The following is an 11872-nucleotide window of genomic DNA, read 5'->3' as shown; positions in this document are numbered from 1 at the left end:
AAGTGAAACGATGCATCGCCGATGGTAGTGTGGGGTTTCCCCATGTGAGAGTAGGTCATCGTCAAGATTAAATTCCGAAACCCCAATTGCGAAAGCAGTTGGGGTTTTGTTTTGCCCGCAGGAAAGTGCTTCTCTTGTCAGAGTCAGACGGCACGAGAGTTCCAACCGTCGCCGGGACTGCCATTAGGGAAAATCCTTCTGAAGTGACCACTCGGTTTTTGGTATGGTGCAGCTCGTTTTTTAACGGACTGATGTCATGCCCACGGATCGGCACTCAATTTATGTCAAAGAGTTGCTGTAGAAATGCCTGAACCCATCCCGATCAAGGATCACGAAAAAGAGACGCGTCTGGTCAACAAGCGGTTGATCGCCTGCGCTCTGTTCGTCTTTGCCATCAGTTGCGCGCTGGTGGTACGCCTGTACATCCTGCAAGTGGTTGAATACGACTACCACTCGACCATCTCTGAAAACAACCGCGTGCACGTCTTGCCGATTCCGCCGACAAGAGGCCTGATCTACGATCGTAATGGTGTGCTGCTCGCTGATAACCGTCCCAGTTACAACCTGATCATTACCCGCGAACGCGCCACTGATGTTAATCAGGAGCTGGACGAGGTAATTAATCTGCTGCATTTACCCGCCGAAGATCGTACGATTTTCGATAAGGCCATGAAGCAGTCCCGTCACCCATTCACCCCGGTGACACTGTTCTACGAGCTGACGGAGGAACAAATCGCCGTGTTGGCGGTTAACGAGTTCCGTCTGCCGGGCCTTGATGTCGAGCCGCAGTTCGTTCGGCATTACCCGTTGGGGGCGCACTTCGCGCATTCGATTGGCTACGTTGGCCGGATCAACGAAAAAGAATCCAAGACCCTCGATTCGGTAGAGTACCGCGGCACACAATCCATCGGTAAAACCGGCATTGAACGTTTCTATGAAGCGCAGCTGCATGGCCACGTCGGATATGAAGAGGTTGAGACCAACGCCCAAGGCCGGGTGCTACGGGTGCTCAAGCACACCGATCCGGTCCCTGGCAAAAACATCGTTCTAAGTCTCGACGTCAAACTGCAGGAGGCTGCGGAAGCCGCACTGGGCGACCGTCGTGGCTCGGTGGTGGCTCTCGACCCGTCCACCGGTGAAGTGCTGGCCATGGTCAGCAATCCGAGTTTCGACCCGAACCTGTTCGTCACTGGCATCAGCTCCAAGGAATACTCGGCGCTACGCGATTCCATCGACCGCCCGCTGTTCAACCGTGTGTTGCGCGGCCTCTATGCGCCGGGCTCGACCATCAAGCCGGAAGTGGCAATCGCCGGCCTCGATGCCGGTGTCGTGACGCCGCAGACCCGCGTCTTTGACCCAGGCTACTACCAACTCCCGGATTTCGATCACAAGTACCGCAACTGGAACCACAGTGGCGATGGCTGGGTGGACATGGACGCGGCAATCATGCGCTCCAACGACACCTACTTCTACGATCTGGCACACAAGCTCGGCATCGATCGCCTGCACGACTACATGGCGATGTTCGGCCTTGGCGAAAAGGTCTCGCTGGACATGTTCGAAGAGTCACCCGGTTTGATGCCGTCTCAGGCCTGGAAGCGTGCCACGCGCCGTCAGGCCTGGTTCCCGGGGGAAACGGTGATCCTGGGTATCGGCCAGGGTTACATGCAGGTTACGCCGCTACAACTGGCTCAGGCTACCGCACTGATTGCCAACAAGGGCGTATGGAATCGTCCGCACTTGGCGAAGACGGTCGATGGTGTGGCGCCGGTCGACGAGCATCCGATGCCGAATATCCTGCTTAAAAACCCGCGTGACTGGGATCAGGTCAACCACGGGATGCAGATGGTGATGCACGATGCCCGGGGTATCGCGCGCGCCGCAGCGGCAGGTGCGCAGTATCGCATTGCCGGTAAGAGTGGTACCGCGCAAGTGGTAGCGATCAAGCAAGGCGAGCGCTACAACCGGGAGAAAACCCTCGAACGTCATCGCGACAACGCCTTGTTCGTTGGTTTCGCTCCGGCGGAGCACCCGAAGATCGCCATCTCGGTGATGATCGAAAACGGTGAGGCCGGTGGTCGAGTGGCCGGTCCTGTGGTGCGGCAGATCATGGACGCCTGGTTGCTGGACCAGGACGGCCACCTCAAGCCGCAATACGCGGCGCCGGCCAAGCCGCCGGGTGATCCCCACGTCTAACCCGAGTCAGCTTCACAGCACCGCCTCACGCTGGCTGAGCTGTGAAGCTCTCACGTTTGGGCAACTGACTACTTGCAGCTGTAACCCTCGGGCATCGTGACGCTGTAGTTGCGTTGCATGCGATCCTGGAAGTTCAAATTCTGCAGGCCCTGCTCGACCAGAAATGCTTCGACCTTGGCGGCCTGACAGTCCTCGTTATAAGACGACGCCCGCAGCAGATACACCGTGCGCTTACTCGCCTCATCCCGGGCGGTGACAGTGAAGGTACTGAGGGTGGTGTAGCCGATACGCTCTGACGTTCCCACCGGGCCATAGGTCGTATTGGGCTTACTGGTACAGGTCAGTCGGTCATCTTTCTTCTTGGCGTTCTTGCATACGGTCGTAGTGCTGGTTGGAACTTGCCCATAGTCGGTGGCGGTATAGCGATAAGACACTTGCTGGCTGCCGATATCGAGAGTGACGGTCATTTTGATCGGCGCGTGATTCCTGGGCAGGCTGGCGTCGGTATAAACCTCCTGAAAGCCTCTGTCTTTCAGTGCGTTGACCATGTCGCGAAGATAGTAGCGGGCATTCAGTGCGTTCTCATCGGCGCTGTTGGTCGAGGTCACCATCACGGTTGCCTTTCGATCGAACGGATAGTCCGGATCAGGTATTGCGTTGAGTGCTACGTCTATTTGCGTGGCGCAGCCGCCAAGCAACGCGGTCAGCATTAATAGGACGCAGAACAAATAACGGGACATGACAAAGACGCCTTGCAACTAAGGATTGAATAAAAGTTAAACGGATGAGGGGGCGATAAATAAACCGCCGCCAGCGGGCTTAGTCTTTCTGGTATTCCAGCAGATCGCCAGGCTGGCAATCGAGCGCAGCGCAGAGCTTGTCCAGAGTTGCCATCTTCACGCCTTTGACTTTGCCGTTTTTGAGCAATGACAGATTCGCCTCGGTGATCCCGAGCAGGGCGGCTAACTCTTTTGAACGAATTTTTTGCGTGGCCATGACTACGTCAAGGCGGACAATAATGGTCATTATATTGTTCTATATGTATTGGCTTTGCTCATCGCTGAGTACTTTTGCGTCACGCATGATAATTGAAAAAATACAGAGTAATACGCCTTTGATTATTTCGTAGGCAGAAGCGGAAGACATGCCGATCGAGAACTGGAAAATCCGATCCCCCGGCGGCAGATCTATCGACAACGCCAGACCTTGCAAGGTCTCTATTAACGGATAGGTCGCCGGAGAAACGATGCAGAGTACGCCCACTCGCCAGAGGACCCTGATGTTGCGGTCGGTCCAGGTTTCGCCGCGCGACAAGCGCAGAAAGAACAAACCGGTCAGCCATAACGCGTAAGCCGACAGGACCACGGGCAGGAAATCCAGAAAAACGATCAGTGCCGTGACCGTTGATGACAGCCAGGTGTCGGGATCAAGCAAGGCACCTTCGACAAACGGGTCAAGCAATTGCGGCGAGCCCTCAGCAAAGGCATAGAGCAGGCCCGCCAGCATTTCATCCTTTTTGAAGAACCAGATCGTTGCGTTGCCGCCGACCTCCGTTACCCCCAGAACCCAGACGAGAATTGCTGCCAGCAGCCCGATCCAATGCATGCGCTGCAGCGCCAATCCGTTGATGTGAGTACTCATGAAAATTCCTGGTTGCTACAATTTGGTAGCGAATTCTCGATGATAAATTATCTAATAACAATAATTAATTTTGATTTTGTTGCTTGAGCATCTTCTTCTGATCCGGCTCCGCATGGTCGCTCGCAATAGTGCGGGTAGTCGATAGGCTGGCCAACGCGCCGACAGGTGCCCCAAGTGTGGAATCAACAACCCTGTCGGCGAGACTGAAACCCCTGCAACATCAGGCCCCTGGCACCGGGCAACTCATGTCACCTTCCTGACACTTCAAATACTGCTTCAGCGCCCCGACCCTCACCTTTGTCACCTCGGTCAGGCAATTGCTGTAAATCAATGGATAAACACTCCCGCCGTCCACACCGGACGCGGAAAACTTGCATTCGGCATCACGAAAGCCGATCCACGCCCGCTGCGCGCTCACCAGAAGCTTTTTGCTGTCGGCGTTGTCCTTCAAACGATTAGTGATCTGCTGATACACCGCGTTCAGCTCCTTGTCCGCTGCCTTGAATTCCTGCCCGGCGCACTGGTTCATGGTGGCCTGATTGCTGGCGTTGGCGCAGTCGACGGCGGCGTGGGCGAGAGGCGTGAACAGGACGGGTGTCAGGGCCAGGAGCAGGCGTGGGAGCATGGTTAATCTCACTGTGTCGGATGAAAGTGCAGAGCAGTTTAGCGGCTATGGTGCTTCTATTCAGGAACGCGCAGTCGGGAGGCTTCGAGCAGGCGATCCGCTGTGGCTGCAATCTCCTCGCCGTCATGAAGTATTTCCAGCCAGTGAGCAGGAATCGCCCGAACGCCATAATAGGCCCCGGCCAATTGACCGACGATCGCGGCAGTGGTGTCAGCGTCATCGCCGAGGTTGGCGGCTTGCAGAATCGCCGCTGTAAAACTGTCGGTGTGATGAAAACACCACAGCGCGGCTTCCAACGACTCAACGCTGTAGCCGCTGCCACGGATATCATTGACTGATTTGGCCAGATAATCTCCTCGAGCAATCGCGGCAACTTTAGGCTCAGTGAAAGCTGAGCGCGGCAGCCTGCACAGTTCGCTTTTGCAGGTACCGAACAGCGCGTTGGCGATCAGTTCGGCAAACAATTGACAGCATTCGATGGCTTCAGGGGCCGCGTGGGTTGTCCGCGAACTGTCGCTGGCGAAGTTGCGGATCTGCTGGACGTCAGGGAAGAAAAACAGCACCACCGGCGCCAAACGCATGAGCGAGCCGTTGCCGGCGGTAAACGGGTCGGTTGACCCGGCAAAGGCCTGACCGGTTTGCTGATACTGCGACAGTGCCTGACTGACGGTCATGCCAATATCGAAACAATCCCCCGTCGAGCTCAGATATCCCCACCGCCACCAGTTCAGATAGCGTCCCATCTGGTCCGCCGCATCGAATGTGTTTTTGCTCAGAAGACTCTCCGCCAGGCAAAGCGCCATCGAGGTGTCATCCGTCCATTGTCCGGGCTTCAAGTGAAAGGGGCCACCGCCGACCATGTCCGTCAGCGGCTGGAATGAGCCTCGTGGCTTGAACTCCACCGTGGTGCCGACGGCGTCGCCGCAAGCGAGACCGAGCAGAGCGCCGCGATAACGTTCGGATAGAGATGGCTGCATGCTTCGTCCTTGTTTGTTTCCATTTCGCTGGAAAAGGTAACAGGTTCAGCGAGAGGGTTGCGTCAGTCATTCACTCATTCAACGATCGGAAATGCCGCCGAATGTTTCCTTTGGACTGAACAGGTGCAGCCCTTTAATACAACTTCAGGTTGGACATGTGGTCATACAAGCCTACTGTTCAAAACAGGAGGTGACTTATGAAACCGGTACCCAATAGTTTCGAACGCAAAATCACGCTGAAGGCGCCGCGTTCTTATGTCTGGCGCGCATTGGTCGATGCCGAGGCTTTTGGCCAGTGGTTTGGTGTGGCGCTGGAGGGCAGGAGGTTCATTGCCGGGGAATGGACGCAAGGGCAGGTCACGTATCCTGGTTATGAACACGTGTTGTGGAACGTGCTCGTCGAGCGGGTCGAGCCACAGCAGTTGTTTTCGTTTCGCTGGCACCCTTACGCAGTCAATCCAAAGATCGACTATTCACAGGAGCCGACGACGCTGGTCAAGTTCGAGCTGCAGGATTACGAGGGCGGCACTTTGCTCAAAGTATCTGAGTCCGGCTTCGCGCACATTCCCGACGTGCGGCAGAAGGAGGCGTATTACATGGACAGCCGTGGCTGGGAGGAACAGCTGAGTCGACTTGAACAGTTTCTCGCCGAAAGCGCCAAGACCCGCGAGCGTGATGGTGACTGACTGCGCAATCTTCGAACCCTGGTTGCAACGCTGGGCGCTGGTACCGGACGGTGAGCCGGTCATCACCCCCGGCAGCCGTCTGTTGCCGGTGCGTTTTGGCGACACGCCGGCCATGCTCAAGGTTGCGCTGGATACCGACGAGCAATTCGGCAATCGACTGATGACTTGGTGGGACGGTGAGGGCGCAGCGCGGGTGCTGGCCCATCACGAGGAAGGTTTGTTGCTGGAACGGGCTATGGGCCGGCGTTCGTTGATGCACATGGCGCTCAACGGTGAAGACGACGAAGCCACGCAGATCATGTGCACGACACTATCGCGCTTGCATGCGCCGCGCCCGACGCCGCCACCGCCGCTGGTGGAGCTGGCACCGTGGTTCGCCTCGCTGCGCGTGGCCGCGGCCGAACATGGCGGGACCTATGCCCTGAGCCTGCAAGCGGCTGAAGCCTTGCTCGCAGATCCGCAGGACGTGGTGGTGCTGCACGGTGACATGCACCACGACAATGTTCTCGATTTCGCTGCACACGGCTGGCTCGCTATTGATCCCAAACGAGTACGCGGCGAGCGCGGTTATGACTACGCCAACCTGATCTGCAACCCGGACTTGCCGACGGCTGGCGATTCACAGCGATTGCGCCGGCAGGTCGAGGTGATCGTCGAGGCGTCCGGGCTTGATCGCCGACGCTTGCTGCAATGGGTGCTGGCATTTGCCGGGTTGTCGGCCGCCTGGTTCCTGGAGGACGATGCGCAGCAACAGGCTGCCGAACAGCTGCAGGTCGCGCAAATCGCCGCTTGCCTGCTGGATGACTGAGAGGGCTAAGGGTTTTCGGAAGGGCTTTTATAGCGAATGTCTTACACGCGGTGGTAGCTTTTGCGACTATTGCCGATTGGATCCACGGCGTAATCTACACCCATCAACTGAGACACAGGGAGTGTTTCAGGATCACGGATGATCGACCATAGCAAGGATCGCTGCCGACAGGGAGTCGATAATGGTCTTGGGAAAAACCCGCTTCGGCGGGTTTTTTTTCGCCTGTACAAAAGCGCTGAAGGCTTGTGTCGAGCACCTGTAGCGAGGGGGTTTATCCCCGATGGGTAGCGAAGCGACCTCAAAAAAGGGCCTGCTGCGCAGTCCATCGGGGATGAATCCCCTCACCACAGGAATCAAGCAATCAAGAGGCGATCAGCTGCCGCAACACGTAGTGCAGAATCCCGCCGGACTTGAAGTACTCCACCTCATTCAACGTATCAATGCGGCACAGCACCTCGATTTTCTCCTGGCGCCCGTCTTCACGGGTGATCACCAGAGTCAGGTTCATGCGCGGCGTCAGCTCGACACCGGTCAGGCCCTGAATATCCAGGGTTTCCTTGCCGGTGAGGTTCAGGCTCTTGCGGTTCTGATCGAGCTTGAACTGCAGCGGCAACACGCCCATGCCCACCAGGTTGGAACGGTGGATACGCTCGAAGCTTTCAGCGATCACCGCTTTGACGCCCAGCAGGTTGGTGCCTTTGGCCGCCCAGTCACGGCTGGAGCCGGTACCGTATTCCTGACCGGCGATCACCACCAGCGGCGTGCCCGAGGCCTGATACAGCATGGCGGCATCATAAATCGGCATTTTCTCGCCGCTCGGGATGTAGATTGTGTTGCCACCTTCTTCGCCGCCGAGCATCTCGTTACGAATGCGGATGTTGGCGAATGTGCCGCGCATCATCACTTCGTGGTTGCCACGCCGTGAGCCATAGGAGTTGAAGTCCCGCGGCTCCACGCCTTTTTCGCGCAGATAGCGCCCGGCCGGACTGTCAGCTTTGATGTTACCGGCAGGGGAGATGTGGTCAGTGGTTACCGAATCGCCCAACAGCGCCAGAACCCGCGCGCCCTTGACGTCGGTGATCACCGGCAACGGTCCGGAAATGTCGTCGAAGAACGGTGGATGCTGGATGTAGGTCGAGTCGTCCTGCCACACATAGGTGGCGGCCTGCGGCACCTGGATCGCTTGCCATTGCTCGTCGCCGGCAAACACTTCGGCGTATTCCTTGTGGAACATCGCGGTGTTCACCTGATTCACCGCCTCGGCGATTTCCTTGCTGCTCGGCCAGATGTCGCGCAGGTACACCGGATTGCCTTGCTGGTCGTTACCCAGCGGTTCAGTGCTGATGTCGGTGCGCACGCTGCCGGCCAAGGCGTAGGCGACGACCAGCGGTGGCGAGGCCAGCCAGTTGGTCTTGACCAGCGGATGCACCCGGCCTTCGAAGTTGCGGTTGCCGGAGAGCACCGACGCCACGGTGAGGTCGGCTTTCTGAATGGCTTTCTCGATCGGTTCCGGCAGTGGCCCGGAGTTGCCGATGCACGTGGTGCAGCCATAACCGACCAGCGAAAAGCCCAGTTGATCGAGGTATTGCGTCAGCCCCGCCGCCTTGTAGTAGTCGGTGACCACTTTCGAGCCGGGTGCCAGCGAACTCTTCACCCACGGCTTGCGGGTCAGGCCTTTCTCCACGGCTTTTTTCGCCAGCAGACCGGCCGCCATCATCACGCTCGGGTTTGAGGTGTTGGTGCAGGAGGTGATCGCGGCAATCACCACCGCGCCGTTTTTCAGGCGATAGGTGTGGCCTTCGTATTCGTACTCGGTTTCGCCGACCAGATCGGCGTTACCCACGGCCACGCCACCGCCGCCCTCGCTTTCCAGACGGCCTTCTTCTTTGCTGGTGGGCTTGAATTGCAGGTCCATGAAGTCACTGAAGGCCTGCGCGACGTTCGGCAGCGAGACCCGATCCTGCGGACGCTTTGGCCCGGCCAGGCTGGCTTCGACGCTGCCCATGTCCAGCGCCAGGCTGTCGGTAAACACCGGTTCCTGACCGGGCAGGCGCCACAGGCCCTGAGCCTTGGTGTAGGCCTCGACCAGTTTCACCACTTCGGTCGGGCGACCGGACAGGCGCAGGTATTCCAGAGTGACGTCATCGACCGGGAAGAAGCCGCAGGTGGCGCCATATTCCGGGGCCATGTTGGCGATGGTCGCGCGGTCGGCCAGTGGCAGGTCGGCGAGACCGTCGCCGTAGAATTCGACGAATTTGCCGACCACCCCTTTTTTGCGCAGCATCTGCGTGACGGTCAGCACCAGGTCGGTGGCGGTGATGCCTTCCTTGAGTTTGCCGGTGAGTTTGAAACCGATCACTTCCGGAATCAGCATCGACACCGGTTGGCCGAGCATCGCCGCTTCTGCCTCGATCCCGCCAACGCCCCAGCCGAGTACGCCAAGGCCGTTGATCATGGTGGTATGGGAGTCGGTGCCGACCAGGGTGTCGGGGAAGGCGTAGGTGCGGCCGTCCTCATCCTTGGTCCATACCGTGCGCCCGAGGTATTCGAGGTTGACCTGGTGGCAGATCCCGGTGCCCGGCGGCACTACGCTGAAGTTGTCGAAGGCGCTCTGACCCCAGCGCAGGAACGCGTAGCGCTCGCCGTTACGCTGCATCTCGATGTCGACGTTCTGTTCGAAGGCGCTCGGGGTGGCGAATTTGTCGACCATCACCGAGTGGTCGATCACCAGATCCACTGGCGACAGCGGGTTGATTCGCTGCGGATCACCGCCGGCCTTGGCCATGGCGGCGCGCATCGCGGCGAGATCCACCACCGCAGGTACACCGGTAAAGTCTTGCATCAATACCCGGGCCGGGCGGTACTGGATTTCCCGGTCGGAGCGGCGCTCCTTGAGCCAGGCAGCGATGGCCTTGAGGTCGGCGCCGGTGACAGTTTTTTCATCTTCCCAGCGCAGCAGGTTTTCCAGCAGGACTTTCAGCGACATCGGTAGCTGGTCGATATTGCCAAGGCTCTTGGCGGCATCGGGCAGGCTGAAATAGTGGTAGGTCTTATCGTCGATTTGTAGAGTTTTAAGGGTCTTCAGACTATCGAGGGACGGCATTACGATCACTCCTTTGAGTCCGCACGGCTACGGACGGAGGGGACGGGCAGAGCTATCAACGTAGCCCTGTTTTCAGTAGCTGGCTAATAACTGGACTCTATGGGCAAGTCCAAGGTTCCGACATCGGCTATCATGCGCCGGTTTTCGTGACAGGCTTTGCTTCACCGCAAGGCTTGAGCAGCGTGCAGGGGCCGAATGTCCGCCCTCTGCCCAGGAGTAAGAATGAACACCCTATTCATGCATTGCCGGCCAGGCTTCGAAGGCGAAGTCTGTTCGGAGATTTCCGACCTCGCCGCCAAACTCGACGTAGCTGGCTACGCCAAGGCCAAACCGGCCACCGCGTACGCCGAGTTTGTCTGCACCGAAGCAGACGGCGCCGAGCGCCTGATGCGCGGCCAACGCTTTGCCGAGCTGATTTTCCCGCGGCAATGGGCGCGTGGCGTTTTCATCAATCTGCCGGAAACCGACCGTATCAGCGTGATCCTCGAGCACATGGCGGACTTCCCGGTCTGCGGCAGCCTGTGGCTGGAAGTGGTCGACACCAACGACGGTAAAGAGCTGTCGAACTTCTGCAAGAAATTCGAAGGCCCGCTGCGCAAGGCACTGACCGGCGCCGGCAAACTGGTGGACGACGCGAACAAACCGCGCCTGCTGCTGACCTTCAAGAGTGGTCGCGAAGTGTTTCTCGGCATGGCCGACGCCGGCAACTCGGCGATGTGGCCGATGGGCATTCCGCGCCTGAAGTTTCCGCGCGAGGCGCCAAGCCGTTCGACCTTGAAGCTGGAGGAGGCCTGGCACCACTTCATCCCGCGTGATCAGTGGGACGAGCGCCTGCACAGCGACATGACCGGCGTCGATCTCGGCGCAGCACCGGGCGGCTGGACCTGGCAATTGGTTAACCGCGGCATGCTGGTGACCGCCATCGACAACGGCCCGATGGCTGAAAGTCTGATGGACACCGGGCTGGTGCAGCACTTGATGGCCGACGGCTTCACCTTCAAGCCCAAGCAGCCGGTGGACTGGATGGTCTGCGACATCGTCGAGAAGCCGGCGCGTAACGCGGCGATGCTTGAAGAGTGGATCGGCGAGGGCCATTGCCGCGAAGCGGTAGTCAATCTCAAGTTGCCGATGAAGCAGCGCTATGCCGAAGTGAAGCGCTTGCTCGAACGCATCGCCGATGGCTTCAAGGCGCGTGGGATCAAGGTCGATATTGGCTGCAAGCAGCTGTATCACGACCGCGAGGAAGTGACCTGCCATTTGCGTCGGCATGACATCAAGAAAGCCAAATCCCGCTAAGTCACCACTAAACCCTGTGGGAATGATCTCTGTGGTGAGGGGATTTATCCCCGATGGGATGTAGCGCATCCCCAGTCTTTGCGGCCGCCCCGCAAGCCATCGGGGATAAATCCCCTCGCTACAGATGACTGAGCACCCGGCAATGCGCGACAATGCCGGCCAGTTTCAGGAGTGAATCATGAGTGAAATGATCGATACCCCGGTCGACGGCACCCTCGACGCCACCGGTCTCAATTGCCCGGAGCCGGTGATGATGCTGCATCAGCACATCCGCGACCTGGTGCCTGGCGGTCTACTGAAGGTGATCGCCACCGATCCCTCGACCCGTCGCGACATTCCCAAGTTCTGCGTGTTTCTCGACCACGAACTGGTGGGGCAACACGAAGAGGCCGGTACTTATCTGTACTGGATCCGCAAGAAACAAGCCTGACCCTCAGGCAAACGCAAAACCCAATGTGGGAGCGGGCTTGTTCGCGAAAACGGTGTGTCAGTCACTGTAAATGTCGACTGAAACACCGTTTTCGCGAGCAAGCCCGCTCC

Annotated in this window: 11 protein-coding genes; 5 read left to right on the top strand and 6 right to left on the bottom strand. The window is 58.4% G+C overall.

Features of this window, described 5'->3' with window-relative positions:
- Positions 1 to 303 precede the first annotated feature (303 nt).
- On the top strand, positions 304 to 2196 hold the full coding sequence (gene mrdA / locus QMX91_RS23675; protein WP_027611428.1) for a penicillin-binding protein 2: 1893 nt from the start codon (positions 304 to 306) through the stop codon (positions 2194 to 2196).
- 68 nt (positions 2197 to 2264) lie between these two features.
- On the opposite strand, the gene QMX91_RS23670 is transcribed toward mrdA, so the two are convergent.
- The 5 genes from QMX91_RS23670 to QMX91_RS23650 all read right to left on the bottom strand — a co-directional run bounded on the left by QMX91_RS23670 (position 2265) and on the right by QMX91_RS23650 (position 5439).
- Entirely contained in the window at positions 2265 to 2936 is a 672-nt protein-coding gene (locus tag QMX91_RS23670; RefSeq protein WP_282413466.1) for a hypothetical protein, read from the bottom strand.
- Positions 2937 to 3015: 79 nt separating this feature from the next.
- A complete protein-coding gene (locus tag QMX91_RS23665; protein WP_003226632.1) occupies positions 3016 to 3222 on the bottom strand; it encodes a helix-turn-helix transcriptional regulator in 207 nt (68 codons plus the stop codon).
- 9 nt (positions 3223 to 3231) lie between these two features.
- On the bottom strand, positions 3232 to 3837 hold the full coding sequence (locus QMX91_RS23660) for a DUF2975 domain-containing protein (protein WP_095140016.1): 606 nt from the start codon (positions 3835 to 3837) through the stop codon (positions 3232 to 3234).
- 220 nt (positions 3838 to 4057) lie between these two features.
- Positions 4058 to 4462 (bottom strand): lysozyme inhibitor LprI family protein, encoded by a 405-nt coding sequence (locus tag QMX91_RS23655; RefSeq protein WP_134786966.1) that lies wholly within the window; start codon positions 4460 to 4462, stop codon positions 4058 to 4060.
- Positions 4463 to 4518: 56 nt separating this feature from the next.
- Complete coding sequence (locus QMX91_RS23650; protein WP_223008975.1) at positions 4519 to 5439, bottom strand: ADP-ribosylglycohydrolase family protein; 921 nt, start codon at positions 5437 to 5439, stop codon at positions 4519 to 4521.
- Between the two features lie 197 nt (positions 5440 to 5636).
- Between QMX91_RS23650 and QMX91_RS23645 the strand changes: the two genes are divergently transcribed.
- On the top strand, positions 5637 to 6125 hold the full coding sequence (locus QMX91_RS23645; RefSeq protein WP_025111040.1) for an SRPBCC family protein: 489 nt from the start codon (positions 5637 to 5639) through the stop codon (positions 6123 to 6125).
- Positions 6118 to 6933, top strand: a complete 816-nt coding sequence (locus QMX91_RS23640) for an aminoglycoside phosphotransferase family protein (RefSeq protein ID WP_223009039.1) — start codon at positions 6118 to 6120, stop codon at positions 6931 to 6933. The genes QMX91_RS23645 and QMX91_RS23640 overlap by 8 nt, the downstream gene beginning before the upstream one ends.
- A 361-nt stretch (positions 6934 to 7294) precedes the next feature.
- Here the strand turns inward: QMX91_RS23640 and acnA are convergent, their stop codons facing one another.
- Complete coding sequence (gene acnA / locus QMX91_RS23635; protein ID WP_210559144.1) at positions 7295 to 10036, bottom strand: aconitate hydratase AcnA; 2742 nt, start codon at positions 10034 to 10036, stop codon at positions 7295 to 7297.
- Positions 10037 to 10258: 222 nt separating this feature from the next.
- On the opposite strand from acnA, the gene rlmM reads away from it, so the two are divergent.
- A complete protein-coding gene (gene rlmM, locus QMX91_RS23630) occupies positions 10259 to 11332 on the top strand; it encodes a 23S rRNA (cytidine(2498)-2'-O)-methyltransferase RlmM (protein WP_134786961.1) in 1074 nt (357 codons plus the stop codon).
- 178 nt (positions 11333 to 11510) lie between these two features.
- Positions 11511 to 11762 (top strand): sulfurtransferase TusA, encoded by a 252-nt coding sequence (gene tusA, locus QMX91_RS23625; protein ID WP_003226616.1) that lies wholly within the window; start codon positions 11511 to 11513, stop codon positions 11760 to 11762.
- Positions 11763 to 11872 lie beyond the last annotated feature (110 nt).

The sequence above is a fragment of the Pseudomonas sp. PS01299 genome, from assembly GCF_029960145.1.
Taxonomy (GTDB): domain Bacteria; phylum Pseudomonadota; class Gammaproteobacteria; order Pseudomonadales; family Pseudomonadaceae; genus Aquipseudomonas; species Aquipseudomonas putida_A.
The sequence above is the reverse complement of the archived record's forward strand: the minus strand, read 5'-3'. Positions and strand labels throughout refer to the sequence as shown.